The following is a 24,867-nucleotide window of genomic DNA, read 5'->3' as shown; positions in this document are numbered from 1 at the left end:
ACCGGCGTCTAGATTCACTTGTCGGCGGCTAGCAATTCGCTGGCTTTTTCTCCGATCATGATCGCCGGTGCGTTGGTATTCCCGCTTACGATCTCAGGCATGATGGAGCAATCAGCAACCCGCAGGTTCTGGATACCGTGCACCTTGAGGCTGGGGTCAACGACCGCTCCGTTTGACGTCCCCATCGCACAGGTTCCGGTCGGATGGTAGATCGAGACCGAATTGGATCGCGCCCAGTCCAGCGTGCCTTCGTAATCGTCGCAAGACAGGTCAGACGTGGGCCGGAATTCGGTCGAAATCTTCGATGCCAACGGATTATGCTTGGCGATCTTGCGCGCGATGTTGACACCGTCGACAATTGTTCTGCAGTCAGTTTCCGTCGACAGGTAATTGGGAACGATTTTGACGTGTTCCGATGGATCCGGACTGTTCAGACGCAACTCGCCCCTGCTTTCCGGCCGCAATTGGCAGACCGACATGGTGAAGGCCGAAAACGGATGCACGCCTTCACCCGGGCTGTCTGCGGACCAGGGCTGAACGTGGAACTGGATATCGGGCGTTTCCACGCCGGGCCGCGTTTTCAGAAACCCGGTCGCCAGACTGGCTGCCATCGTCATGGGGCCTGCCCGGAACAGCGCGTATTTCAGGGCGATCCGCGCCTGGTTAAAGAGGCTGCGCACCTCGTCATTCAATGTCGGTTCGTTGCATTTGAAGACAAGCCGCGCCTGCAGATGGTCCTGTAACCCTTTCCCGACGCCGGGCAGCGCGTGGACCGGTTCGATGCCGTTTTCCTTCAGATGATCCGGGTCTCCGATCCCCGACAGCATCAGGATTTGAGGCGAGTTGATCGCGCCACCGGACAGGATGATCTCACGGCGCACCGTCAGTGTTTTCTCGGCACCGGACCGGTCGCGATAGACCAGTCCCGTCGCCTTTTTCCCGTCCATCGCCACTCGCGTCACCAACGCATTGGTGATGATACTCAGATTCTGACGGTTGCGGATCGGCTTGAGGTAGGCGACGGCGGAACTGCACCGGCGTCCGTTTCGCGTGGTGAGCTGAAAGTACCCCACCCCTTCCTGATCAGCCCCGTTGTAGTCGGGATTGAACGGATAGCCCGCCGCCTGTGCGGCAGCGACCCAGGCATCACAGATCGGGCGTTGAATACGCATGTTCGAAACGGACAGCGGGCCACCAACGCCGTGAAATTCGTCCTCACCGCGCTCCTGATCTTCGCTGCGTTTGAACAGGGGCAACACATCGTCCCAGCCCCAGCCGACGTTTCCCATCTGCCGCCAGCGGTCGTAATCCTCTTTTTGCCCGCGAACATACAGAAGACCATTCAGCGACGAGGACCCACCAAGGACTTTGCCGCGGGGCCAGTCAATCGACCGGCCATTCAGGCCCGGATCGGGTTCGGTGCGATAACACCAGTCAACCGACGGATTGTGCATTGTCTTAAAATACCCGACCGGAATGTGAATCCACGGGTTGGTATCGCGCCCACCGGCTTCGAGCAGTGCAACGGATGTATTGGGATCGGCGCTCAGCCGATTGGCGATGACACAGCCCGAAGAACCGGCTCCGACAACTGCATAATCTACCTCCATGACTGTCTCCTCCCAAACGCCTTGAAAAAACTCTATGCAAATTGCCAGAACTATACTAGCATTTTTTGATACAAAACGTCTCAATAATTGCGAAACGGGAGGTAAGCAATGGAGATCGGTCGAAAACTAAGTGGTATTTCGCGGCGAGATTTTTTCCGTGTTGCGGGTCGCTATGGCATGAGTTCCACGCTGTTGGCCGCAGGCGGATTTGGGGGCGCAATGAGCCTCGCCAATCTGGCGCAAGCCGCAGAATCCACTTATGAAAAACGGTTCTCAAAGGAACCGAAACATACGCTGAAATTTGGCGCATCGGGGTTCAATACAAGAAACCTTTTGATTGAGCGGGCCGGTGCAATTGAATTTGCGCGCGATCTCGAAGAGCGCACGGATGGCGAGATTCGCATCGAATTCATCGGCGACAACCAGATCTGCGGACAGCTCAGCTGTGTCGAAAAAACCCAGCAGGGAATCGTCGATATCTATGCGGCATCGACGCAGAACTCGGCAGGTGGGGCACCGTATCTGAATGTTCTGGACTATGCCTACATGTTCCCCAGCCGCGCGGCACAATACTACTTCTTCTATCACCCCGCCAGTCAGCGCATCCTGCGTGAGCCCCTCGAAAAGCGGCATGGTCTCAAGTTCCTGTTCACCCATTGTGAGCTGCGCGGCCTGCAAATGGGTTCAACTTTTGAGGACAAGCCGACGGTCACCAAACTGGAAGAGCTGTTTGGCACCAAAAACCGCGTGACCGGCACCCAGCTGGGCAGGATCGCAATGCAGCTGCTGAACCTGAACCCGGTTCCGGTGGCTTGGGAAGAAACCCTCGACGCCCTGAAGACAGGTCTGATCGACGGGGCCGAAACCTGGGCCTCGGCTGTGGCTTATGCCAACATGGCGCCCGTTGTCTCACAGTCCGTGAACCTCAAGTTCTTCTGCGGCACCGAACATACATCGATGTCGGCCAAGGTCTTTGACGGGCTCGGTGGTGATCTGCAGGACGCGGTCATGGAGTCGTCCTACTTCACGCAGGCCCTGATCCAGGGTGCCAACGAGGCGGCCCTGCTGAACACGGTTGGGTTCTCAGACCCTCAGCTGCCCAACACGATCTTCGCGGAAAACGGCGTACGCGCTGCATTCCTGGCAGACGATCAGATCAAACTGGCCGAGGAAATGTGTGCGCCCAACTACAACCCCGAACCCTGGGCGGAATGGCGCGAGCGGCTGAACAATTGGGCCGGTGGCATCGATACGTATCAGGAGATCTACGACATCGCGCGCGAGATTCCCGCAGACACACTGCCGGAAAATGTCGAACCGCGCCGTTGGTGGATGGGCCAGGCCTGATACAATCATACAGAACCGGCCCCACGCGGGCCGGTTCCGCTAAACACCGACTGGGAGGACGGGGTTCATGTCGTTTTGGGCAGATGTCGGCGCCATTTTCAGCGCATTATTGAGCCAGGATTCATTCGAGATCCAATCCGCTTTGCGCTCTGACGCAACATGGGTCGTCGGAACCACAGTTGCGGCTTTGGGCGGATTCGCAGTGATGATGATCTACCGGGCCTCTCCGTTCATCGAACGTCACCTTGAACGCTCGGTCATGGTGTATTCCTACTTGGCCATTGCCCTGATCATCTTTTGGGGTGTCATCGACCGTTTCGTGTTTAACGATCAGGAGCCATGGTCAACAACCATTCCGCCGCTTCTGTTCATGGTGATGGCGTGGTTCGGCGCGTCCTACAATGTTCGCCTGCGCACCCATCTGAGTTTTAGCGAGTTCCGCACCTCAATGCCGCGCGGGGGCCAGTTGGCCTGCCTGATCCTGGATGCCGTCCTTTGGTTTACCTTCGCTGTGATCGTGATCGTGACGACATCTCGACTGGTGGCCTTGTCCGCGTCGAATTTCCAGATCGTTCTGGGAACCGACAACATTATGCAATGGTGGTTCCTGCTGGCAGCGCCGTTGTCCTTTTTTCTCATGGTCGGGCGGGTGTTTCAGAACCTGGCCGACGACCTCCATAACTTTAGAACCGGCGAGCCTATGATCAAGCAAGCCGTGATCGGGGCAGACTGATGACAGACGGAACCATGGTCACACTGATCTCGCTGGGGGTCACGTTTCTGTTCATGCTGGGTGTGCCGGTGCTGCTGGTCATCGGGTACTGGGTCATCGGCTGCTCGTTCGTTTTGGGCCTGACACTGGACAATATGGGCGCTGAGCTTCTGAACGTCTTCAACAAGGGGTTCGCGCTGCTGGCGATGCCGCTGTTTATTCTGACCGGAGACTTGATTAACAAGTCGGGCATTGCGCGCAGGCTCAGCGACTTTGCCTATGCCTGTCTGGGATGGATACGCGGCGGGCTGGCAATGGCGTCATTGGGTGCCTGCGGCCTGTTTGCCGCGATCTCGGGCTCGAACTCGGCCACAACCGCGACCATCGGCTCGATGCTGCATCCCGAAATGGTCAAAGGCGGATATGACGAACGCTTTAGTGCGGCGACCGCCGCCGCCGGTGGTACGGTCGGGATTATCATCCCACCCTCCATTATCTTCATTGTTTATGGCTTCCTGATGAACCTGCCGATTTCCGAACTGTTTGTCGCGGGCATCCTGCCCGGCGCGCTAATGGTCTTTGGCATGCAATTCGCCTGCTGGATCATCTGTCGCATGAACGGCTGGGGCCATCTGATCCCGCTACAGCTGAACCGGGTTCTGAAGACTGCATTTGGCGCGTGGCTCGGGTTCTTTGCAATCGGGCTCGTTCTTTGGGGCATTTACACAGGCAAGTTTTCCCCAACCGAAGCAGCGGGCGTGACTGTGGGCTTCTGTGTGATCGCCGGTCTTGTCAGCTACCCGATCAACCGGATCATGGGCGCGCGCAACGACATTCCGCCGACCGAGAAAAGCTATGCCGAAATGTTCGTTGTCGAAGGGTTTACGATCCCCGAGATTCCCTCAATTGTCATCCGCTCAGCCCAGATCACTGGTATTCTTGCGCCGCTCATCGCCATTTCCGTGGTGATGCAGCAAATCCTGTCACTTTTGGGGGCGCAGGAGACCATCGGGAACTTCGTGACATCAATGGGTGGCTACCACGCGGTGCTGTTTACCTCGATGGTGATCGTCTTCTTCTCGGGCATGGTTCTGGAAAGCCTGCCGGTTACGATCATCCTCGCTCCAATCCTTGCGCCGATTGCGGCCTCGGTCGGCATCGATCCGATCCACTTCTCGGTGATCTTCCTTGTCGGGGCTTCTATCGGGTTCATCACGCCGCCCTATGGCCTCAACCTCTATGTTGCATCGGGTGTAACCGGCGTTCCTTACTTCCGGTTGCTCAGGTACACGGTGCCTTATCTTGCGGCGTTGCTGTCTGTTTGGATCCTTGTTTCGCTCGTGCCTGATCTGGCCTTGATCCTGTTGCCAAACAAATAGAATGTAGCCGGATGGCCGACACGGACGCACCAGCGAGAGAGACTCAGATCCCAACCAACCTGCGATTGCTTCTGATCCTGGAAGAGGTCGCAAGGCGGGGCGTTGCGGTCAAACCGTCCGATCTGATCGAGTCGCTGGGACTGGCCAAGCCAACCGTTCACAGGCTGCTTCAAACAGCCGAGGCCGAAGGTTTTCTGCAACGCGATCTCGACGGTCGTTCCTATGGCCCGGGTCCGCGGTTGCGTCAGCTTTCGGTCAACACGATGTCTGCGGAACACCTGCGCACCGCACGGCTTGCGATCCTGCGTGGGGTTGCGGATGACATCGGCGAAACCTGCAATCTGGCCATCCCGGACCGCGAAGGCATGATCTATCTCGACCGGGTGGAAACCAAATGGCCGCTGCGGATTCAGCTCCCCATTGGGACGCAGGTGCCGTTTCACTGCACGGCCAGCGGAAAAATGTACTTGTCTACACTCAGGAACAAGACGCTGGACGGCTACCTGTCGGCCCGGAAACTTCACGCCCACACTACGCAGACCCTGACCGCACCCGACGCGGTGCGCAATGAAATTCACCGGGTGTCCCGCAACGGGTATTCTACCGATGACGAGGAGTTCATGTCCGGCATGACGGCCATCGCGGTGCCGATCCTGGACGGTCGCGAGCGGCTTGTCGCCACACTGTCGGTTCACGCGCCGGTGCAACGCCATGACGTGGACGGGCTGATGCAATTTCTGGACACTCTGCGTCAGGGTGCCCGAAAGCTTTCCAGCCTGTTAGCCGATTGATCCTTGGACCCAAGGCCGGTTGAACCCTGCCATAGACTAGGCAGCCCGGCGCCTGCCTACTCGATCTTTCCCGGCAGGCTGAGATTGCCCGATGCGACATCAAACAGATCCACAACACATAATAGAGGTGCATGAATGTTAGCGTTGACCCGTAGCGCCGAAGTCACGCCGTCATAAGCGACCCCGTCCAGTTCAACATCGCTGCGAAAGCCTGCGTTGACCGCAATCTCAGGACCGTCGAACAAGGGCGTAAAACCGGGACTGTCGAGAAAGATCGGAAATCCCGGCCATGTTGCAGGCAATTTGGGTGTTTCGCCTTCCGGGATGTCCCGAACGGCGAGCGCACCAGGCCCGCATGCCTCGGTCGGTGTCAGGACAACCCAGTGACTGTGCCAGACGCCACCGTCATTCGCCGGATCGCCATCGTTGTTTTCGTCAAACAACGGCGTGTCGTCGAAATCCGGGTGACTTGTCGCCGCCAGCGCCAGAACCCCGGTTCCTTCTTCGAACCCCACAGCGGACGGGTCCAGCGATGTCGGCCAGACATACGCGAAAACGTCTGCCCCGCCCACTGCCCCTGTCGCATCGGGCGTGTCGGCACCGGCGATTCCGTTGGTGGTCATGTGAAACGTGACGGTGTTGCCGGCGCGGTGAACATGCGCAGCCAGAATGTCAAAAGACGCAACCTTCGCCGCATCCGATTCGGATAGAATGGCGCCCTGCTGATTGAGGGCATGGCTATGGGAATGATTACCATCGGCAAGCGCGGCAGTACCGAGCACCGCGATGGCAGCCGAAATCGGGTAGCGTGTGACTTTCATGATCTGTCCTTTCAGATGATTTCGACTCACTATTAATAGCGAGTCGAAACTATTGCAAGATTAATTTCGAGTCGCTACATTCCAATCATGACACCAGACATCCAAATTCGTGAACTCATCAATCGGCTGGGAAGGCTGGACGCGGCGGCCGGATGGGACGGAGATCTGAACCCAACACAACGCGCTGCGCTTGGGTATCTGTCCCGGGCCAACCGGTTTTCCCGAAGCCCGTCCCATGTGTCGGATTACTTGGGCACAACCCGTGGCACGACCACGCAGTCGCTGAAGTCGCTGTTGCAAAAAGGCTATGTGGCAGAACAACGATCAGCGCATGACAAGCGGGTAATTAGCTATGCATTGACACCCGCCGGTCAAAAGGCGGTTGAAGCACCTGCCCCGCTACAGGGTGCAATCGCAAAACTGGACGCGGAAGACCAACAACTGTTTCAAGACCTGCTATCGAAGGCACTGCAAAATGTACTGCGCAAAAACGAGGGTCGCGAATTCGGGCTGTGCAAAACCTGCGTTCACCATCATACGCGTGACGCCGGTCCGTTTTGCGCATTGTTGAATGTTTCGCTCTCACCCCATCAAACCAACCAGATTTGCCATGAACAGGAAAGCGCATGACCAAGCCGGACCTTTACTCTCGGATCGACGGCCTCTTTTTCGGGGCGGTTCAGCACAGATGGGAGGGCCGGGACCCGTCCGCTATTGGAAAAACCGCCGTCTCCGGACCTCAGCGCATCGACGAAAGCGGATTTGTAGGCGACGCGCAGGCCGATCTGGTCAATCATGGCGGCCGGGACAAGGCCATCCACCACTATGCATCAGATCACTACCCGTCATGGAAAGCAGAAGGCGCAATCCCGCCAGACGCCGAGCCCGCCGCGTTTGGAGAGAATATCGCCACGCATGGCATGACCGAAGACACCCTGTGCATCGGGGACATCCTACGCCTCGGGACAGCGACCGTTCAGATCAGTCAGGGTCGGCAGCCTTGTTGGAAAGTGTCCGAGCACACAAAGAACAAGCGTATGGCTTATCTCTTTCAGAAAACGGGCCGAACCGGTTGGTATTACCGCATTCTCGAGCACGGCGAGGCAGGCGTTGGTGATGAGGTGCGACTGGTGGAGCGCCCGCAGGCCCGCTGGTCTGTAAAACGGGTCACCGCCGCACGACTGACGCGGCGTGTGTCGGACGAAGATGCCGCAATACTGGCCCAGTTGCCCGAACTTGCCGTCGGTTGGCGTACTGCATTTGAAAAAATGGCGTCCGGTGATCGGGATGAGGACACCAGCAGACGCCTCAAAGGTTAAGCGGAAGATCTGATCAGCCCCGCTCGGGATGTCGGAACAAGGATGACTTACCCAACTGAACAGGACCGTCTTACTGACTTTGAGGTGCGCAAGGCGGTCTATCGGACTGCAACGCGCCTCCAACGATCGGGGTCATCGTGGCCTATGCTACCGTTCAGCGTCCAGACGCCACACTCCGTATGCGACGAGGTACCGTTTCGAACAGGCCTCGATCAGGCCTGAATGCCACCTTGAAGCTCCTCGCCAAGCCAGGCCCGAAAGGCGTCGACTTGTGGCGACCGACGCGGCTCTTGCGGTTCGACGAACCAACACGACACACCGGTTGCAAATGGCCCGCAGACTCTCGCTGCACAAACTGCAAGGCGGCTGCACGCTTGACAGGGAGAAGACCGGAGAGATTTGGGAGCCAGACGGGACCTGTATTCACACCGACACGCTCACCTTTGGCTATGTGAAAATGGCCCACAGTCCGGTGGCAAAAAGTTCATACAGACGGCCCGACTCGGACCAAAACGTCTTCTCTGCGGTGGGCTACTATGGCAAGGGCGTTATGCACTCAGCACAGGACCACAAAAGAGTGGCCAAACGGGTTGCGCACAAGGCAGATAAAGCGTTTGATCTGGCCATCTTAACCTCGCTGCGACCCGGCAACGGTGTCTGGACACTCTTCCGCCGTTTGGGCCAGCGTACGGCATATGCCGGCTAAGATCTGAGAGACAAAATTCTATAAGCAAGCATCGCCGGCGCGGCTTAGCAATCAAGGAAAACCCTATGGAGATGACGACGGAGGAGGCTTTTGTGAAGGTTTTGCAGCGGCAAACATGGCCGCTCAATAAATCCATAAATCCGCTGCGGGCCAGTGGCTGGCCCCGGCATTTCTTTTTTGCGCGCCAACGTAAGCCAAGCCTCATCTAAGGAAACGTAATGCAGAATTTGGATGCTTCCCGGTCTCCCCTGTCCTGGGCGCGCGGTTTCGTTCAAAAAAACGGGCGCGGCTTTCTGGTCGCCGTTGTTGTAGCGGTTGCGGCCCAGTTTTTATCCGAACACTACGGTGCACCTGCCATGTTGATGGCGCTGTTGCTCGGGATCGCCTTTCACTTTCTGGCCGAGGAAGAGGCCGGGGGATGCAAGGCAGGCATCGACTTCACGGCCCGAACGGTTTTGCGCTTTGGGGTCGCTCTGTTAGGGGCGCGGATTTCGGTCGAGCTGATGGTTGGCCTTGGTCCGCAACTGATCGCCGTGGTGATCCTGGGCGTGATCCTGACTATCCTGTTCGGGCTGCTTGGTGCACGGGTATTGGGGCGTGGCTGGCGGTTTGGTGTTCTGACCGGGGGATCGGTTGCAATTTGCGGTGCCTCCGCCGCGATGGCACTGTCCGCGATCCTGCCCAAGAACGAACATTCCGAACGCAACCTGATCTTTACGGTTCTGTCGGTAACCGTACTGTCAACGGTCGCCATGATCGCTTATCCGATCCTGACCGAGACGTTCGACTTTGACGACCAGATCTCGGGCGTCTTTCTGGGTGGCACCATCCACGACGTGGCGCAGGTTGTCGGAGCGGGGTTCTCGGTGTCGGACGAGGCCGGAGAGGTGGCGACAATGGTCAAGCTGATCCGGGTCGCGATGTTGGCTCCGGTTGTGCTGATCATTTCCGCCCTTGTGCGGCGCTTTGCGGAATTCAGCGACGAAGAAGGCAAACGGCCCCCTATCCTGCCGATGTTTGTTGTCGGGTTCCTGATCTTTGCCACACTGAACTCACTCGGATTCATTCCCGAGGCGCTTTCGTCCTTTATGGCAAGCCTCAGCCGATGGGCACTGCTCGTGTCCATCGCGGCTGTCGGGATGAAAACCTCACTCAAGCGCATTCTGGATGTTGGAGGTCAGGCCATCGTCTTGATCGTAGCCGAGACAGTCTTTATCGCTGTATTGGTTCTGGCAGGTGTCTACCTCGTGCATTTTTGAAAGGAATCGATATGAAACCGTTGGAAATGCTTCTCAAGAATGCGGCCCGGTCCGGGAAAACGATTGTGCTTCCCGAAGGATCGGACCCGCGCGTGATTGAGGCTGCGCTGGCGGCCAGCGAAAAAGGGGTAGCGCGCATTGTTCTGGTTGGAAATGAAGAGCTGATTGCCTGCCAATTCGCCCTTCTCAAGGCCAAGGTCGGGGACGGGATTCAGATTGAAGACCCGGCAATGTCGGCGTCTTTCGATGAATTGGCTCTGCTGCTCTACGAATTGCGCAAACACAAGAACATCACATTGGAACAGGCCATTCGCGAAACCCGCAAACCACATGTCTTTGCCGCGTTGATGGTCAAGAAAGGGCTGGCCGACGGCACGGTCGGCGGAGCCGCGACAACCACTGCGGATATTGTGCGCACGGCCATTCAGATCATCGGCACAAAAGCCGACACCAAACTTGTGTCCAGCTTCTTTCTGATGATGTTCTGCAAGGATCACCACCCCAAGAAAGGGGCCCACATTTTTGCCGATAGCGGGCTGGTTGTTGACCCCACCGCTCAAGAAATGGCGCAGATCGCAATTGATTCCGCCGGCAGTTTCAAGGCGTTGGTGAATGACGTTCCACATGTCGCCATGCTGTCCTTTTCAACGCGCGGCAGTGCGAGCCATGCAGCCGTCTCAAAAGTTGTCGAAGCGACGCAGCTTGCGCAACAGGCCGCTCCCGACCTGCTGATCGACGGCGAATTGCAATTTGACGCGGCCTTTGTGCCGGATGTGGCGGCTGCGAAGGCCAAGGATTCGCCGCTGGGGGCAACGCCAACGTGTTCATTTTCCCAAATCTCGAAAGCGGCAATATCGCTTACAAGATTGCACAACGGGTCGGCGGTGCGCTGGCGATCGGGCCCATTCTGCAGGGCCTCGACAAGCCGGCCAATGATCTGTCGCGGGGATGCTCTGCAGAAGACATTCTGCACATGATCGCAGTAACGGCCGCGCAGGCTGAGGCTCGCAATTCAGCGTTGGCGCCCGATCAGTAGACCACCCCGGCTTCTCCACATCTCGCGCCAGTTCTCTTCCCCCACAATCTCGGGATCGGGCGGGAAGGCGTTCAGGAGTCGCATGATCGACCCCCACCATCTGTGCTATTGCGGCTGCGGCCTCGTGTCGGTCACGTGGATCAGCGCATCCACGGCAACCACGCTATTTTCGTTCACAAACAGCGGGTTAATCTCGATCTCTGCAATATCTCCGGCATTGGCCAGAGCAAAGTCACCCAGATCCACCAGCCGCGTCGCCAGACCGTCCAGATCAACTTTTGGCCTGCCGCGGAACCCGCCCAGCAGCGTACTGAGCTTCAGCCGTTCCAACGCGCGACGGATATCTGTTGCGCTGGCCGGCAAGAGAAGCGTTTCAGTGTCCCGCAACAGTTCGACCAGTACGCCGCCGCTGCCGATGGTCATCGCGAGACCGAATTGCGGATCATGACGGATGCCCACAATCATCTCCGCCACCGGCGGGATCGCCATGCGCTCGACCAGAAACAGGTCCGAGACAGCCTCGCGATCATAGTCGCCCACAGTCTCAACCATCTCCGCCACCGCTTTGGACACGGCTTCGGCGGTGTCCAGGCCCAGACGTACCGCGCCAGCCTCGGTCTTGTGCGCCAGCCGGGGGTTCATCATTTTCAGCGCCACGGGAAAACCCAGATCGACGGCAGCCGCAGGTGCATCTTCTCCGGACACCAATGCGCTGTCGGGCAGAGTTACTCCACTGCCTTTCAGCCGGGCCTTGCTGGCGGCTTCATCCAGCGCCTTGATCTGAGCAGGTATCGGCGCCTCTAGTAAAGGTTCTGGCGGACAGGCACTGATCCGATCGCGCGCTTTTGCCCAGCCCGCCGCTTGCGCAGTGGCATTCAGCGCCTCGTGTATACCCATCATCGGCGCAATACCGCGTGCAATCAGTTCGGCCCGCGTCTTTGCATCCATGTTCTCATGGAGTGTCGAGCAGACAGCAGTGGGCAGCCCGATGTCCTGAACGGCGTCCGCCAACGCCATTGCATCGGCAAGATAATATGATCTGGTTTCGTCCAGACCGGGTGCCGGGTAGTCCTGTACAAGCATCACGGAATCCGCGCCGGACCGGGACACCGCCTCGGAAAAAACGGGCCCAGTGTGTTCGGGTTGGCCCCAGATCGGCGTGGTGTAGTCCAGCGGGTTGGACACGGTTGCAATGTCGGGCAGCAGGTCCTGCAAAAACACCCGGTCAGGTTCGCTGAATTCCGGGTAGGAAAGACCGATGGTTTCAGAATGGTCCGCCAGCATGGTCGCGCCACCGCCGGAACAGGTGAACCCCATAACGTTGGACCCTTCTGGTGCCCCGGCTACGCACAGGTACTTCAGTGTTTCGACAAATTGTGACGGGCTGGATACCGCAATCACGCCGGTGCGGTCGAAAAGCGCATCATAAAGCTCGTTGGCCCCCGACAGCGACCCGGTGTGGCTTTGCGTCAGCGCGGCACCGATCCTGGAACGACCGGTCTTGAGGATGACAATGGGGGTGCCACTCCGGATCGCCTCTACCGCCGCGCGTTCAAAGCGGGATACATCACGCAAACCTTCGATATGCAGACCGATGGCTCGCACTGCCGGGTTGCCAGCCAGAACCCCCACAAAATCCTCAAGCGCCAGAACTGCTTGGTTGCCCGCCGAGATCATATGGGTCAATGGCAGAGATCGCTGGCACATGGTGATGTCGGACGAGAACATGCCGGATTGAGTGATCACAGCAGCCCCGTATCCGGGACAGCCACCGCCATGGGTGAACGGCCAGAGTGCGGATCCGTCCAAATAATTGATAACACCATAGCAGTTAGGACCGATCAGAGCCATATCGCCCGCCGCTGCGCGCAATGCCGCCTCGCGGGCTGGTCCGCAACCTCCGGTTTCCCCAAATCCGGCTGTATAACACACGACCCCCCCGGCCCCCATGGCCGCAAGCCGACCAACCGCCTCAATGGCAGGTTCTGCCGGGATCGCAAGGAACACGGCATCCGGACCACAGGGCAGATCGTCCAACGAGGCAAAACAGGGCAAGCCCGCCATTTCACTACGGCGCGGATTCACCGGCCATAGGGTCCCCGCATAGCCGCGGCGGCGCGCCTCGCCGATCGCAACGATCGCATCGGCGCCGCCGACAAAGGCGATTTGTCGCGGTCGCAGCAATCGCTCGAAGTTTTGCTCCTGCTCCGGTGTCATGCGCCAAGTGGCCTCAAGATCGACCGGGTGACGATGTGGCGCTGGATTTCACTGGTGCCATCCCAGATCCGCTCAATGCGGCTGTCACGCCACATGCGCTGCACCGGGACTTCCTCCATCAATCCCATGCCGCCGAAAACCTGCACGGTGTCGTCGGCCACGCGGTTCAGCATCTCAGAGCAAAAAACCTTGACCATGGCGGCATCTTCATCTTTCAGACCGCCGGCGTCGGCCCGGCGCACCGCATCCCAGACCATCAGATCGGCCGCCCGCAGGTTGATCGCCATGTCCGCCAGCCGGAACCCCGTGGCCTGGAAACTGCCAATCGGCTTGCCGAACTGCTTGCGCGTGGCCGCCCAGTCCGTGGCCATCTCCATCATCCGTTCGGCCTTGCCGCAGCACGTGGCCCCGACCCAGATCCGGCCCATGCCAAGCCATTGACCGGCCAATTCAAACCCGCGACCTTCTTCGCCCAGAATCTGATCCGGGCCAAGCCGTACGTCGTCAAAAATCAGCTCATAGGTCTTGTAGCCCCGGTTGGAGACACATTTGTTGCCTTCTCGGAACGTAACCCCCGGCATATCCCGGTCGACCAGAAATGCCGTCACCCGCTTGCGCGGGCCGCGCGGGGTATCATCTTGTCCGGTCGCAGCAAAAACGATGGCAAAATCCGCCAGGGTCGGAGCCGAGATGAAATGCTTCATCCCGTTCAAAATCCAATCACTTCCATCCCTCTTTGCGTTCGACTTCATACCCATTGCGTCTGACCCGGCCTCGGGCTCGGTCAGGCCGAACAGTTCACGCTTTTCCCCGCTCACACAGGGCAGCAGGTATTTCTCGATCTGATCGCCGTCGCATGCGAGCAGCAATTCGGTGGGACGCGCAATCCAGGAGTGCAACGCATGGCTGGTGCGGCCAAACTCCCGCTCGATAATCGACATCTGGGTGTGGTTCAGACCGCCACCGCCGACCCGTTCCGGCAGATTTGCAGCAAAGAGCCCCAACGCCTTTGACTTCGCCTCGATATCGTGGCCAAGTTCTTCGGGCACCTCGCCCAGACGGTCGACCATCTCTTCATGTGGCAGGACATGATCTTCGAGGAACGAGCGCACGGTATCGCGCAGCAGTTCATCTTCGTGGGACATGGGAATACTCACCGGAGCGTCCTCCTTGAAATAGACTATTACGGGCTGTTGCGCCGTCGGCCCAGCCAGGCCGTGAGGGCAAAGATGACGAGTGTGAGAGCCACCAGAACGACGGCGGCGGCGGCCACGGTTGGATCGGTGTTTTCACGAATACCGTTCCACATGCGTCGAGGCAGTGTGAAAACGGTGAATTTGGAAATGAACAGCGAGACGACGATTTCGTCCCAACTGAGAATGAAGGCAAACAGCGCCCCGGCCATGACGCCCGGCCGGATTGACGGAATGATCACACGGCGCAGGGTCGTGAAGCCGCTGGCCCCCATCCCGCGTGAGGCCTGTTCCAGCTTGGGGTCGAAATTGGCGAGAGAGGCGCTGACCGTAATCAGCACCATCGGCGCCGCCAGGATCGAATGCGCCAGGATCAGCCCCGCATAGCTGTCTAACAGGCCCAGCGGAATCCACAGCCTGTAGAAGGCCATTGCCGAAATGATCTGCGGGATGATCAGCGGCATCAGCAGTAGGGCACGCACCAGTTCGCTGTACTTTGAGGTGATCCGCCAGAGGCCAACCGCCGCCAGCGTGCCCATGATGGTCGCCAACACGGCCGTCGATGTGGCAATGACCGCGCTCTGATAAAAACTCGACAACCATTCGGGGCTGGTGAACAGATTCTCGAAGTGGCGCAGCGACACATCTCCGCTGGGAAAGGACAGGAACCGCTTGGGCGTCAGCGAAATCGGGATAGCCACCAGTGCGGGCAGAACCAAAAACAGTAGAAAAACCCAGGCGCCTGCGCGGATGAGGCGGGTCATGGCAGACGGTTTCATTGCGTCGCCCCCCCAAACACCGTGCTGAGCTTCATAAAGCGCGACATGATCCACATCAGCGCCATGACGCCCATCAACATCAACGCCGCCAGCATCGCCGCCGTGCCCCATTGCAGGGTCACCAGCAGTTGCACCGAAATATATTCGGCCGCCATCAGCACCTTGCCGCCGCCGAGGATGGCCGGGGTGACATAAAAGCCCAGCGAAAGAATGAACACCAGCAGTGATGCGGCAACGATACCGGGGCGGGTCAGCGGCAGATAGATGCGCCGGAACGTCGCCGCGCCGGACGCTCCCAGATTGCGCGAGGCCTGAAACACCCGCTGGTCCAGACCCTGCATATTGGCCAGCAGCGGCAACACCGCGTAGGGCACCATGTAATGTACCATGCCGATCAGCACGCCGAGTTCATTGCGAACAAAGGCAATCGGCTCGCTGATCACGTTCATCGCCTCGAGCGTGTTGTTGATCAGCCCGTTATTGCCCAGCAGCATCAGCCAGGAAAACGTGCGCACCAGAACCGAAATCCAAAATGAAATCAGCAAAAGCGCCAGCATTACATTTTGGTTTCTGGCATCAGCATGCACCATCGCGTACGCGATCAGATACCCGATCAGGACGCTGAACAGCGTGGTCAGCGAGCAGATGCGTAACGTGGTCAGGATGATCCGGATCAGGGCCTCGCTGGTCGCCAGCTCTACGTAGTTGCCCAAACCGGGCTCAGGATCGGTGAAGCTCAGCCAGAGGATATTCAGGATCGGGCCGATGTACAGCGCGATCAGCACCCCCAGAAACGGCAGGACCAAAAGCCAGCCCGAGCCGGTCAAAGATCTTAAGAGAGTCTGCACGTGGCCAAGTTCCGTATTGAGTGGTGGTTTGCGCCGCCACGCAAGGACTGGCCTTGCGTGGCGGTCAAGGTCGGTACGGGCCGACCGGGGAGAAAAGGCGGCCCGCTCCGGATCAACTGATCGCTTCGAGGAAGGCGTTCACCGCATCCCCCGCATGTTCGGCCCACCAGCCCGGGTCGTTGAATACGACGTTTCCGACATTCTCGGCCGATGTGATCGCATACGGGGACAGAGCTTCGGGGATCTGCGCAAAAGCCTCGGGATTCGATGGTGTCATGCCCAGACATTCCAGTAGTGCCAGTTGTGAGGACACATCCTGAGCCTGAGCGATAAATTTCATCGCATCGGCCCCACCGGGATTACCGCGCGGCACTATATAGGCACCGGGCATCGCCAGTGCTTCATTCATCACCAGCTTGAACCGTCCGTCGGTGTCTGCTTCGATGGCCCGAGCGCGGTTTTGCCAGACCATACCCATCACAACTTCTTCGTTCACGATCATCGAATGGGCCTCGGATCCCGACCCCCAGTACAGGCTGTCATCCTTGATCGATTTGATCTTGGTAAGAGCGCGATCCACGTCCAGCGGATACAGCGCATCCTTTGGAACCCCGTCCGCCAGCAGCGCTCCTTCCAGCGCACCATTGGCCCATTTATAAAGCGACCGATTGCCAGGATAGTTTGCCGTATCGAAAAAATCCGCCCACGAGTTCGGGGGGTTATCGCCGAACTTCTCGGTATCGTACATGAAGGCATAGCCGTAGAAGATGACCGAAACCCCGAACTCCCAGGTGAATCCGTCCAGAACCTTGGTCTTGTCGACCACACTGTAGTCAATCGGTTCCAGATGGCCCGATTTTCCCAGCGCGATTGCGTCAAACGCATCTGCATCCGCAACGTCCGCAGTCACGTTGCCCGAGTCCACCATCTCACGGATCTTCCCCTGAAGCGGTCCAGATGTGTCGATCCTGAGCGGGATTCCCGTACTCGCCGAAAACGGTTGCCCGATCGCTTCGCCGTGACAGCGTTCGGCGTCGCCGCCCCAATTCCATAGGACGATCTGGTCTGCCGCGGCTTCGGCATCCCCTGCGGCAACTGCCGAAAGTGCAACGCCCGCCATCGTGCAAAGTGTCAGAAAAGACCGGCGGTCCATCTTTCCGGCCTTGAATGCCTTGGCGCCTTGAACCGCCGCTTCTTTCATAAACGTCTTGTCGGTCATGTTTTCCTCCCGATCTCCGTTGGATGTGACTGTGGGTTGCACGGTTCTCCGCGTCTGTGCGTTATCTGTCTGCGACCGGCACCGGAGCGTCATCGCTCCAGAACAGGTCGACCTCTTGGCCCGGGCATGGCTCACCGCTCTTGCCCCATCCGACCAAGTCAATTTCAAAGTCGTCTTCGCCCTCCACCTGAACCATGCATTTCAGCATCGACCCGAAATAGGTCACCGACCGCACAGTGCCCGCCTTTCGGGCCTGCTCCGAGCGAGAGCCTGACGGCGCCAGATCGACCTTTTCAGGTCGCAGCGCATACAGCCGCCCATCCGCGTGCAGAAAGTTGCTCTTGCCCAGAAAGCTTGCGGCAAACCGCGTGTCGGGCCGCTCGTACAACTCCTGCGGGGTGCCGACCTGTTCAACCTGACCGTTGCGCATGATCACGATCCGGTCGGACATCGACAGCGCCTCCTCCTGATCATGGGTCACGAAAATAAAGGTTGTGCCGATGCGGTGGTGAATGTCCTTCAGTTGCTCCTGCACCTCAATGCGCAACTTCTTGTCCAGCGCACCCAGCGGTTCGTCCAGCAGCAGTACCGGCGGTTCAAAGGCAATCGCGCGGGCCAAGGCCACCCGCTGTTTCTGGCCTCCCGACAGTTCGTCGGGCTTGCGATGGCCAAACGCCTCAAGCTGAACCAGCGCCAGCATCTCGTCCACCCGCGCCTCGATCTCAGCGTGGGGCTTTTTGCGGATTTCCAGCGGATAGGCAATGTTCTGGCGCACGGTCATGTGCGGAAACAGCGCATAGCCCTGAAACACCATGCCAAAGTTGCGCTTTTCGGCCGGTATGCCAGCGATGGATCGGCCCGCAAGGGCGATGTCGCCCGCAGTGACACCGAGAAACCCGGCAATCATCATCAGCAACGTTGTCTTTCCTGACCCTGACGGGCCAAGCAGGGTCAGAAACTCCCCCTGCCGGATGTCCAAATCGACGGCGTTCACCGCCTGAAACGCGCCAAAGCTCTTGGACACTTTCTGCAGTTGTAAATCGCCCGCGCTCAAGCCGTTCTTCATCCAGCTGCCTTTCCGCCGTGCAGCTTCAACTTGTCGCGCGCTTCTTGCGGCGTGACGGCCCGGCCCCCCATGCGGTCGATAATCTCTACCACCCGGGTGACAAGCTGCCCGTTGGAGGCCAGAACGCCGCGATCCAGAAACAGGTTGTCCTCCAGACCAACCCGCACATTGCCGCCCGCCGCCACAACGGCGGCGGCCATCGGCATTTGCATCCGACTGATCCCGAATCCGGCCCAAGCGGCATCCGCAGGCAAGTGCGATTTCATCGCCATCAGAGTGTCCAGGGTCTGGTCGGCGCCCCAGGGAATGCCGAGGCAAATCTGGTACATCGCCGGGTCGTCAATCAACCCTTCGGCCTGCATTTGCCGCGCAAAACGGATATGGCCCAGTTCGAACACTTCCATCTCGGGCTTGACGCCCCATTCCCGAATCTTTGTCGCCATGTGCCGCAAGGTCGGCGGGGTCGAGATGTAGATGTTGTCGCCATCGCCGAAATTCAGCGTGCCGCAGTCCAGCGAGCAGATTTCCGGGCGGCATTCATCGATATGGATCAGCCGGTCATCGGCGCTGATCATGTCCGTGCCCGGACCCGGCATGGCCGGATTCTCGGCATCCGGAACCCAATCGCCACCCATGCCAGCCGTCAGGTTAATGACAACGTCGGTCCCGCTGTCACGCACCCTGTCGACCACTTCCTTGAACAGTTTAGGGTCCCGAGATGCCTGTCCGGTCTCCGGGTCGCGCACATGAATATGGGCAATGGCGGCCCCTGCCTTTGCAGCCTCGATCGCTGCATCGGCAATCTGCTTTGGCGTGACCGGAACCCGAGGGCTGCGGTTGGTGGTGTCCCCGGCGCCGGTGACTGCGCAGGTCACGATAACCTCGTGATTCATTAACTTCTCCCATGTGCGTCTTGTTCAAGATGTCGCAGGAAATCATGGAAAATGCGCTTTTTTTCGCCATATATTGACGCTAAGAGACGAAAAAAGAAAAGTTTGCGCAAATAATTAGTAAGAAATGAATCTATGGAACAGATGGATGTAAACCGCGAGACGTCTGATCAAATCTGGAACTGCGCCTTCGTACTGACACCGCGTTTCAACATGATGACCCTGAACTCACTGATCGAACCGATCCGGGTTGCTAACTATCTGTCGCTGTCCAAACTCTACGAACACCATCTTTATTCTTTTGACGGCGCCGAACTGTCGGCAAGCAACGGTCTGTCCGCCAAATGCAGGCTGCCTCGAGCCGTTCTGCCCCGGAACACGACGGTCTTTGTGCTCGCCAGTTGGGGTGGCGAGAAATACTCGAACCCGGACCTGATGGCGTGGCTGCGGCGCCAGCACCGGAACGGCGTCCAGATTTGCGGTGTTGAAATCGGCGCCTATATCCTCGCCGAATCTCAGCTACTTACCAATCTGAAGGCAACCACTCATTGGTCTTATCTGCAGGGATTTCGTGAACGGTTCCCAAATATCGAGGTTGTCGAGCAACTTTATACCGATATCGGCCCGGTGATGACCTGCGCCGGTGGAACTGCCGGGTTCGATCTGATGCTGACCTTTATCGAAACCTATCGCGGTCGTGCATTGGCAGGAGAAATTGCCGACCAGATCATGCACCACCCGCTGCGGCCACCTGATACGCCGCAGAAAATCACTCATGGGCGCGGCCTGGCCACGCTCCCTGATGGGGTGCGCGCGGCCGTGCAACTGATTGAGGAAAACATCGAGGAGCCGCTGCGGGTCGGTGAAGTCGCCGCCCGTATCGGCATTTCGCAACGGCAGCTCGAGCGTCGGTTCAATGCGAATTTCAGCTGCAGCGTGAGCCGGTTCGCGCAGCTTCTGCGACTTCAGCACGCCCGCGTGCTGCTGGTGTCGACAAGTCTTGGTATCGGTGAGATTTCAGTGGCATCCGGGTTCAACACTCAGTCTCATTTCAACAAGGCTTTCAAAGAGTGCTTTGGCCGCAAGCCCAGCGCCTACCGCAACGCGTGGCCTGACAGTGAACCGAACCCGCAATGGCCGGGCACGCTTGCCTCTTTCATTGAGTCTGTACGGCAAAAGCCTCCGGCCTGAGTGAACACCCCAGACGTCATTCAGTGCTGCGGATTGCGTTCAGTAACGCCACGATCTGACGGTCCCGCTGTCCGGCCATTTCTTCGAACCCGCGACCGGCTGCGATCCCGTTGCAGCCATCCACCATTCGGTCACGCAATTCCGGGGTGAGTTCCGGCGCTTCCAGTCGGATCCAGGGCAGTTTCAGTGCCGGACCGAACTGATCGAGATTGGTGGCCATGCCACCCTTGCCGCAGGCGGTGTGAAACGCCATGCACTGTCCCTGCACCGCCATTCTGGGCGCCGGCCCATTCATAAGGGCTATGTCGATATCCTCTGGCGTCGCTTCACCATTTGCCACCATATGCAAGGCCTCGCGCCACAGAGCTTCTTGCAGGCGGGTGGCGACAAAGCCCGGGATCTCCTTTTTCATCACCAGGGGTGCCTTGCCCGCCGCGCGGTAGAACGCGGCGGCCCATTCGGTGGCCTCGGGATTGGTACGTTTTCCGCCCACGATCTCGACCAGCGGAAGCAAATAGGGCGGGTTGAATGGATGTCCGATCACGGTGCGCCCTGGCGTTGCGCACTCGGCCTGTATCGCGGTCATTGTCAGCCCCGAGGTTGAGGAGCCGATCACCACGTTTTCCGGAACTATCTCTCCCAATTGCCGATACAGCGCCTGTTTGATCTCCAGCCGTTCGGGCGCGCTTTCCTGAATGAACTGCGCCTCGGCAACGGCCTCATTAAGATCGTGCACGATATGCAAACGGTCCAGAGACGCACCCGGCGCCAGGCCCAGACCCGTCAGGCTGATCCAGGCGGTGTTCAGTATTGCGCGGGCTGCGGGGACTTCATCTGCATCGTGCAGATACAGCGTCACGTCATACCCCGGGCCAGAAAATGCGCCGCCCAACCCACACCGATTGGTCCACCACCGATTGACGTGACACGGGTAATCTCTTCAGGTTTGGGGTACATACGTCACCTTCCCTTGAAATTGGGTTCTCGTTTTTCCACAAACGCGGCCACGCCTTCGGCGGAATCTTCGGATTTCAGCATCTTGCGGTAGGTTTCCAACTGATCCCCGCGCATTTCCGAGAATGCCTGTTCAAGGGGACGGCACTCGATGGCGCGCAACACCTCCTTGACGCTCTGCATCGCCAGCGGCGCCGAGCCTGCGATCTGATCGGCCCAGGCGCGCGCCGTGTCCATCAGATCTGCCTTTGGCACGACCTTGTTGACCAAGCCGTACCGTGCGGCTTCTTCGGCCGGCATCCGGCGGCCCATTAGGAACATCTCCATCGCGATATTGTATGGAATACGTCTTGGCAGGCGCTGCAATGCGCCCGCATCCGGAACAATCCCCAGCGGCATCTCGGGCAATCCGAATTCCACATGATCGGCCGCGATAAGCAGGTCGCAGGACAAAGCGAGCTCAAACCCGCCGCCGATCACCAGACCGTTCAAGGCCGCGATCACCGGCTTGTTTAGCGCCCAGTTCTCGGTCAGTCCCGCAAAACCGCCCTGGCCGTAGTCGGCAGTTTCCCACCAGTTATCCAACTGCATCTCACCGTCATTCAACGCCTTGAGGTCCCACCCGGCAGAAAAAATCCGGTCTCCCTCGGCTGTGACAATGCCAACCCACAGGTCGGGATCGTCGCGCAGCTCGGCAAAGGCGGCACCCAACGCCTGGCTCATCGGGATGTCGATGGCGTTCACCTTGGGCCGGTTCAACTTGACCTCCAGCACCCGGCCGCGCCGTGTGACCTCCACTCCGTTTGTCATTTCCGTATACTCCAGTCTGTTGTCGGTACCGGCGCTTGCGCGCGAATGTCTTGGCGTCGGCGTTTAGTGGAAATTCGGCATGACCTTGTCACAGAACAGGTCCAGCGAGCGTTTCTGCTCTTTGTGACCAAGGCCGAGGCTTGCGTAATAGATAAAGCTGTCCACCTTAAGCGCCTCGTATTTGCGAAGCTTTTCAGTGACCTCTTCAGAGGTGCCAAACATCAGGTTTTCGGTCAGCATATCGGCATCATATTCGGCCCGGTTCTCCAGACTTTCCAGTGGGATCTGCTTGGCAAAACCGTTGTCGACATCGCCTAGGTTCTTGAACAGATTTTCGAACTGTCCCAGTTGACGTCGGGCGGCGGACAATGCCGCGTTATGGCCCTCGGCCCCATCATAAACGGCGGTATGCCGCATCATCGCCATACGTGGACGACGCTTGCCGGGACGAGCGGCCACCGCATCCTCCAGCCGTTGCACGTAAAGCTCCGCTTCGCTCATCGGGCGGGTCAGCGGCCAGGACATTACATCACAGCCGTTCTGCACGGCGTAATCATAGGTAATCGGCGCCCGGGCAGCGACCCAGACCGGCACGTGTGGTTGCAGCGGCTTGGGCACCGAAGTGGACGCCGGGAAAGACCAGTATTCGCCATCATGGGCGTAATCGCCCTGCCACAGCGCCCGCACGGCCGGCAGCATTTCCTGCATGTACCGCCAGGCATCGGACTGTTTCAGGCCCGGATGCATCCGGTCGAATTCCCGCTGATACGCACCCGATCCGATCCCGAATTCCAACCGCCCGTCGGTGAGCAAATCCGTCATCGCCGCCTCACCCGCCAATCGGATCGGGTGCCAATAGGCCGCCGCCGCGCACGCCGTACCTAACCGAATCCGGCTGGTGTTTTCTCCCCACCAGGTCAGAATCTGAAACGGGTTCGGTGCAATCGTCATCTCCATCGCGTGATGTTCGGCTGCCCAGACAATTTCGAACCCGCCGTCTTCGGCCATCTTGACCATGTCCAGCGTATGGTCCCGCACGGCCTTCATATCCAGAGACGGGTCCAGCCGTTCCATGTTGATCGCCAGTTGAAACTTCATTGAGAGTGCCTCCCTGCAAAATATTATTCGCTTTCAGTGTGTTGTGGATGAGTTGCGCCGATCCCGCCGATCCGCAGCGGTGCCGCTGCTCACCGCATGACAAAGGGGTTGGCCATCGGCTCGTCCGAGGTGTTCATCCAGACGGTCTTGGGCCTCGTGTAGTCATACATCGCCTGAAACCCGCTTTCGCGGCCATAGCCGGACCCTTTAATGCCGCCGAATTCGGCAATCGGTGACACCGCACGGTAGGTGTTGACCCAGACGATCCCCGCCCGTACCGCCGCGGACAGGCGCAGCGCGCGGGCGTTGTTACGGGTGAAGATCCCGGCCGCCAGCCCATGCGTTGTATCGTTGGCCAGTTGCAACGCCTCTTCCTCGGTCCGGAAGCGCTGCACGCACAGAACCGGCCCAAACAGTTCTGTATCGACGATCTGCATATCCTGTCGCGGGCACTCGATGATGGTGGGCTCATAAAACTGCCCCGTCATGCCCGAGGGCTGTTTGCCCCCGCAAAGAACATTGCCACCCTGCTCGATCGCAAAGGCGACCTCGCGTTCGATATGTTCCAGTTGACCGGGCGTGCACAGCGGCCCCATTTGAGTATCGTCGGCCAAAGGGTCGCCGATCTTCACGTCTCTGGCGATGGCAACCATCCGCTCCAGAAACTCATCGGCAATGTCCTCGTGCAGATACAGCCGGGATCCGGCCACGCAGCTCTGACCCGCGGCGCCAAAGATACCGGCAACCGACCCGTTCACGGCACTTTCGATATCGGCATCCTCGAACACCAGAAACGGTGACTTGCCACCCAGTTCCAGGCTGACCTCGGCGAAGTTGTTTTTGGAGTTCTCCAGGATCATCCGCGCCGCGTTCGGCCCGCCGGTAAAGGACACGCGCGCCACAAGTGGATGCGATGTCAGCGCCCGTCCGCAAGGGTCGCCGTGCCCGGTGACGATGTTGACCACCCCGGGCGGAAACCCGGCTTCGTCGATTAGCTCGCCAAATTCCAGCAGGGCCGCAGACGCATATTCCGACGCCTTCAACACCACGGTGTTGCCCGCCGCCAGCGCCGGGCCGATCTTGACCGCGACAAGAAACAGCTGCGAATTCCAAGGCACCACAGCGGCCACCACGCCCAGCGGTTCCCGCCGGGTGAAAACGAACAGGTCGGGTTTGTCGATGGGCAGCGTCTCGCCCGAAATCTTGTCGGCACATCCGGCATAGAATTGAAAAAACTCGGCAATGTATTTTGCCTGCCAGCGGGTTTCTTTCAGCATCTTGCCAGTGTCCACGGCTTCGGTCCGACCCAATTGTTCGGATCGGTCAGCCAGCAACTCAGCCAAACGGCGCAAACACTTGCCACGCTCGCTGGGCGACATCTTGGGCCAGGGCCCCTCAAGAAATGACCTGTGCGCCGCCCGCACTGCACGATCCACGTCCGCTTCGGTGGCTTCGGGCACCCGGCACCAGACATCGCCCGTAGCCGGATTGACACTGTCGAACCGCCCGCCATCGGACGCATCGCACCACTCCCCATCAATCAGCATCTTGTAACCGCGCACGTCGCTCACAGGTTTTCCTCCCACTCGTTTCCATTCATCGTGCGGTCAATCCTAACCGGA

General features: G+C 58.9%; 23 protein-coding genes and 1 pseudogene. 11 read left to right on the top strand and 13 right to left on the bottom strand.

What is annotated here, in order from left to right; translation table 11 throughout:
* Positions 1 to 14: 14 nt before the first annotated feature.
* On the bottom strand, positions 15 to 1,610 hold the full coding sequence (locus ACR3ES_RS07730) for a GMC family oxidoreductase N-terminal domain-containing protein (RefSeq protein WP_170428868.1): 1,596 nt from the start codon (positions 1,608 to 1,610) through the stop codon (positions 15 to 17).
* A gap of 108 nt (positions 1,611 to 1,718) precedes the next feature.
* On the opposite strand from ACR3ES_RS07730, the gene ACR3ES_RS07725 reads away from it, so the two are divergent.
* The 4 genes from ACR3ES_RS07725 to ACR3ES_RS07710 all read left to right on the top strand — a co-directional run bounded on the left by ACR3ES_RS07725 (position 1,719) and on the right by ACR3ES_RS07710 (position 5,839).
* On the top strand, positions 1,719 to 2,957 hold the full coding sequence (locus tag ACR3ES_RS07725) for a TRAP transporter substrate-binding protein (protein WP_170428866.1): 1,239 nt from the start codon (positions 1,719 to 1,721) through the stop codon (positions 2,955 to 2,957).
* Positions 2,958 to 3,024: 67 nt separating this feature from the next.
* A complete protein-coding gene (locus ACR3ES_RS07720) occupies positions 3,025 to 3,690 on the top strand; it encodes a TRAP transporter small permease subunit (RefSeq protein ID WP_170428863.1) in 666 nt (221 codons plus the stop codon).
* Complete coding sequence (locus tag ACR3ES_RS07715) at positions 3,690 to 5,048, top strand: TRAP transporter large permease (protein WP_170428861.1); 1,359 nt, start codon at positions 3,690 to 3,692, stop codon at positions 5,046 to 5,048. The genes ACR3ES_RS07720 and ACR3ES_RS07715 overlap by 1 nt, the downstream gene beginning before the upstream one ends.
* A gap of 11 nt (positions 5,049 to 5,059) precedes the next feature.
* A complete protein-coding gene (locus ACR3ES_RS07710) occupies positions 5,060 to 5,839 on the top strand; it encodes an IclR family transcriptional regulator (protein ID WP_170428858.1) in 780 nt (259 codons plus the stop codon).
* 56 nt (positions 5,840 to 5,895) lie between these two features.
* Here the strand turns inward: ACR3ES_RS07710 and ACR3ES_RS07705 are convergent, their stop codons facing one another.
* Positions 5,896 to 6,660: a hypothetical protein gene (locus tag ACR3ES_RS07705; protein ID WP_170428856.1), complete on the bottom strand. Its 765-nt coding sequence runs from the start codon at positions 6,658 to 6,660 to the stop codon at positions 5,896 to 5,898.
* Positions 6,661 to 6,747: 87 nt separating this feature from the next.
* On the opposite strand from ACR3ES_RS07705, the gene ACR3ES_RS07700 reads away from it, so the two are divergent.
* The 6 genes and pseudogenes from ACR3ES_RS07700 (at position 6,748) to pta (ending at position 10,980) form a co-directional block, all read left to right on the top strand.
* The gene (locus ACR3ES_RS07700; RefSeq protein WP_170428853.1) at positions 6,748 to 7,290 is read left to right on the top strand and encodes a MarR family winged helix-turn-helix transcriptional regulator; all 543 of its coding nucleotides are present in this window, start codon (positions 6,748 to 6,750) and stop codon (positions 7,288 to 7,290) included.
* Complete coding sequence (locus ACR3ES_RS07695) at positions 7,287 to 7,979, top strand: MOSC domain-containing protein (RefSeq protein ID WP_170428850.1); 693 nt, start codon at positions 7,287 to 7,289, stop codon at positions 7,977 to 7,979. Before ACR3ES_RS07700 ends, ACR3ES_RS07695 begins: the two co-directional genes overlap by 4 nt.
* A 328-nt stretch (positions 7,980 to 8,307) precedes the next feature.
* Complete coding sequence (locus ACR3ES_RS07690; RefSeq protein ID WP_170428846.1) at positions 8,308 to 8,685, top strand: hypothetical protein; 378 nt, start codon at positions 8,308 to 8,310, stop codon at positions 8,683 to 8,685.
* A gap of 65 nt (positions 8,686 to 8,750) precedes the next feature.
* A complete protein-coding gene (locus ACR3ES_RS07685) occupies positions 8,751 to 8,894 on the top strand; it encodes a hypothetical protein (protein WP_170428843.1) in 144 nt (47 codons plus the stop codon).
* Positions 8,895 to 8,903: 9 nt separating this feature from the next.
* Positions 8,904 to 9,944, top strand: a complete 1,041-nt coding sequence (locus ACR3ES_RS07680) for a YeiH family protein (RefSeq protein ID WP_170428840.1) — start codon at positions 8,904 to 8,906, stop codon at positions 9,942 to 9,944.
* A gap of 11 nt (positions 9,945 to 9,955) precedes the next feature.
* Positions 9,956 to 10,980: pseudogene (gene pta / locus ACR3ES_RS07675) on the top strand (phosphate acetyltransferase).
* A 105-nt stretch (positions 10,981 to 11,085) separates the two neighbouring features.
* On the opposite strand, the gene ACR3ES_RS07670 reads toward pta, so the two are convergent.
* The 7 genes from ACR3ES_RS07670 to ACR3ES_RS07640 all read right to left on the bottom strand — a co-directional run bounded on the left by ACR3ES_RS07670 (position 11,086) and on the right by ACR3ES_RS07640 (position 19,195).
* Complete coding sequence (locus ACR3ES_RS07670; RefSeq protein ID WP_170428834.1) at positions 11,086 to 13,197, bottom strand: acetate--CoA ligase family protein; 2,112 nt, start codon at positions 13,195 to 13,197, stop codon at positions 11,086 to 11,088.
* Positions 13,194 to 14,342 carry an acyl-CoA dehydrogenase family protein gene (locus ACR3ES_RS07665; RefSeq protein WP_170428831.1) on the bottom strand — a complete coding sequence of 383 codons (1,149 nt, stop codon included), beginning with the start codon at positions 14,340 to 14,342 and terminating at the stop codon, positions 13,194 to 13,196. The genes ACR3ES_RS07670 and ACR3ES_RS07665 overlap by 4 nt, the downstream gene beginning before the upstream one ends.
* 38 nt (positions 14,343 to 14,380) lie before the next feature.
* Complete coding sequence (locus ACR3ES_RS07660; RefSeq protein ID WP_480426467.1) at positions 14,381 to 15,280, bottom strand: ABC transporter permease; 900 nt, start codon at positions 15,278 to 15,280, stop codon at positions 14,381 to 14,383.
* Complete coding sequence (locus ACR3ES_RS07655) at positions 15,166 to 15,954, bottom strand: ABC transporter permease (protein ID WP_480425143.1); 789 nt, start codon at positions 15,952 to 15,954, stop codon at positions 15,166 to 15,168. Before ACR3ES_RS07655 ends, ACR3ES_RS07660 begins: the two co-directional genes overlap by 115 nt.
* Positions 15,955 to 16,129: 175 nt before the next feature.
* Positions 16,130 to 17,236: an extracellular solute-binding protein gene (locus ACR3ES_RS07650; protein WP_170428825.1), complete on the bottom strand. Its 1,107-nt coding sequence runs from the start codon at positions 17,234 to 17,236 to the stop codon at positions 16,130 to 16,132.
* 61 nt (positions 17,237 to 17,297) lie between these two features.
* Complete coding sequence (locus ACR3ES_RS07645) at positions 17,298 to 18,302, bottom strand: ABC transporter ATP-binding protein (RefSeq protein WP_170428823.1); 1,005 nt, start codon at positions 18,300 to 18,302, stop codon at positions 17,298 to 17,300.
* A complete protein-coding gene (locus tag ACR3ES_RS07640) occupies positions 18,299 to 19,195 on the bottom strand; it encodes a beta-keto acid cleavage family enzyme (protein ID WP_170428821.1) in 897 nt (298 codons plus the stop codon). Before ACR3ES_RS07640 ends, ACR3ES_RS07645 begins: the two co-directional genes overlap by 4 nt.
* 132 nt (positions 19,196 to 19,327) lie before the next feature.
* On the opposite strand from ACR3ES_RS07640, the gene ACR3ES_RS07635 reads away from it, so the two are divergent.
* Positions 19,328 to 20,383 carry a GlxA family transcriptional regulator gene (locus tag ACR3ES_RS07635; RefSeq protein ID WP_480425140.1) on the top strand — a complete coding sequence of 352 codons (1,056 nt, stop codon included), beginning with the start codon at positions 19,328 to 19,330 and terminating at the stop codon, positions 20,381 to 20,383.
* Between the two features lie 16 nt (positions 20,384 to 20,399).
* Here the strand turns inward: ACR3ES_RS07635 and ACR3ES_RS07630 are convergent, their stop codons facing one another.
* From ACR3ES_RS07630 to ACR3ES_RS07615, 4 genes are all read right to left on the bottom strand, one after another.
* The gene (locus tag ACR3ES_RS07630; RefSeq protein WP_480634707.1) at positions 20,400 to 21,242 is read right to left on the bottom strand and encodes a 3-hydroxyacyl-CoA dehydrogenase NAD-binding domain-containing protein; all 843 of its coding nucleotides are present in this window, start codon (positions 21,240 to 21,242) and stop codon (positions 20,400 to 20,402) included.
* Between the two features lie 101 nt (positions 21,243 to 21,343).
* Positions 21,344 to 22,147, bottom strand: coding sequence for a carnitinyl-CoA dehydratase (locus tag ACR3ES_RS07625; RefSeq protein ID WP_170428815.1), 804 nt, complete (start codon positions 22,145 to 22,147; stop codon positions 21,344 to 21,346).
* 63 nt (positions 22,148 to 22,210) lie between these two features.
* On the bottom strand, positions 22,211 to 23,245 hold the full coding sequence (locus ACR3ES_RS07620) for an LLM class flavin-dependent oxidoreductase (RefSeq protein ID WP_480425139.1): 1,035 nt from the start codon (positions 23,243 to 23,245) through the stop codon (positions 22,211 to 22,213).
* An 89-nt stretch (positions 23,246 to 23,334) separates the two neighbouring features.
* Positions 23,335 to 24,792: an aldehyde dehydrogenase gene (locus ACR3ES_RS07615; protein ID WP_170429668.1), complete on the bottom strand. Its 1,458-nt coding sequence runs from the start codon at positions 24,790 to 24,792 to the stop codon at positions 23,335 to 23,337.
* Positions 24,793 to 24,867 lie beyond the last annotated feature (75 nt).

The organism is Ruegeria sp. B1, assembly GCF_056535885.1.
This window is presented reverse-complemented; position numbering and strand designations above follow the sequence as displayed.

Bases quoted from the DNA above. Each gene is read 5' to 3' on its own strand.
- ACR3ES_RS07705 (WP_170428856.1), bottom strand. From the start codon at position 6,660: ATGAAAGTCACACGCTACCCGATTTCGGCTGCCATCGCGGTGCTCGGT.
- ACR3ES_RS07645 (WP_170428823.1), bottom strand. From the start codon at position 18,302: ATGAAGAACGGCTTGAGCGCGGGCGATTTACAACTGCAGAAAGTGTCC.
- ACR3ES_RS07625 (WP_170428815.1), bottom strand. From the start codon at position 22,147: ATGACAAACGGAGTGGAGGTCACACGGCGCGGCCGGGTGCTGGAGGTC.
- ACR3ES_RS07685 (WP_170428843.1), top strand. From the start codon at position 8,751: ATGGAGATGACGACGGAGGAGGCTTTTGTGAAGGTTTTGCAGCGGCAA.
- ACR3ES_RS07665 (WP_170428831.1), bottom strand. From the start codon at position 14,342: ATGTCCCACGAAGATGAACTGCTGCGCGATACCGTGCGCTCGTTCCTC.
- ACR3ES_RS07695 (WP_170428850.1), top strand. From the start codon at position 7,287: ATGACCAAGCCGGACCTTTACTCTCGGATCGACGGCCTCTTTTTCGGG.
- ACR3ES_RS07715 (WP_170428861.1), top strand. From the start codon at position 3,690: ATGACAGACGGAACCATGGTCACACTGATCTCGCTGGGGGTCACGTTT.
- ACR3ES_RS07615 (WP_170429668.1), bottom strand. From the start codon at position 24,792: ATGCTGATTGATGGGGAGTGGTGCGATGCGTCCGATGGCGGGCGGTTC.
- ACR3ES_RS07725 (WP_170428866.1), top strand. From the start codon at position 1,719: ATGGAGATCGGTCGAAAACTAAGTGGTATTTCGCGGCGAGATTTTTTC.
- ACR3ES_RS07710 (WP_170428858.1), top strand. From the start codon at position 5,060: ATGGCCGACACGGACGCACCAGCGAGAGAGACTCAGATCCCAACCAAC.
- ACR3ES_RS07720 (WP_170428863.1), top strand. From the start codon at position 3,025: ATGTCGTTTTGGGCAGATGTCGGCGCCATTTTCAGCGCATTATTGAGC.
- ACR3ES_RS07660 (WP_480426467.1), bottom strand. From the start codon at position 15,280: ATGGGGCACGGCGGCGATGCTGGCGGCGTTGATGTTGATGGGCGTCAT.
- ACR3ES_RS07640 (WP_170428821.1), bottom strand. From the start codon at position 19,195: ATGAATCACGAGGTTATCGTGACCTGCGCAGTCACCGGCGCCGGGGAC.
- ACR3ES_RS07680 (WP_170428840.1), top strand. From the start codon at position 8,904: ATGCAGAATTTGGATGCTTCCCGGTCTCCCCTGTCCTGGGCGCGCGGT.
- ACR3ES_RS07650 (WP_170428825.1), bottom strand. From the start codon at position 17,236: ATGACCGACAAGACGTTTATGAAAGAAGCGGCGGTTCAAGGCGCCAAG.
- ACR3ES_RS07700 (WP_170428853.1), top strand. From the start codon at position 6,748: ATGACACCAGACATCCAAATTCGTGAACTCATCAATCGGCTGGGAAGG.
- ACR3ES_RS07690 (WP_170428846.1), top strand. From the start codon at position 8,308: ATGGCCCGCAGACTCTCGCTGCACAAACTGCAAGGCGGCTGCACGCTT.
- ACR3ES_RS07620 (WP_480425139.1), bottom strand. From the start codon at position 23,245: ATGAAGTTTCAACTGGCGATCAACATGGAACGGCTGGACCCGTCTCTG.
- ACR3ES_RS07635 (WP_480425140.1), top strand. From the start codon at position 19,328: ATGGAACAGATGGATGTAAACCGCGAGACGTCTGATCAAATCTGGAAC.
- ACR3ES_RS07670 (WP_170428834.1), bottom strand. From the start codon at position 13,197: ATGACACCGGAGCAGGAGCAAAACTTCGAGCGATTGCTGCGACCGCGA.
- ACR3ES_RS07730 (WP_170428868.1), bottom strand. From the start codon at position 1,610: ATGGAGGTAGATTATGCAGTTGTCGGAGCCGGTTCTTCGGGCTGTGTC.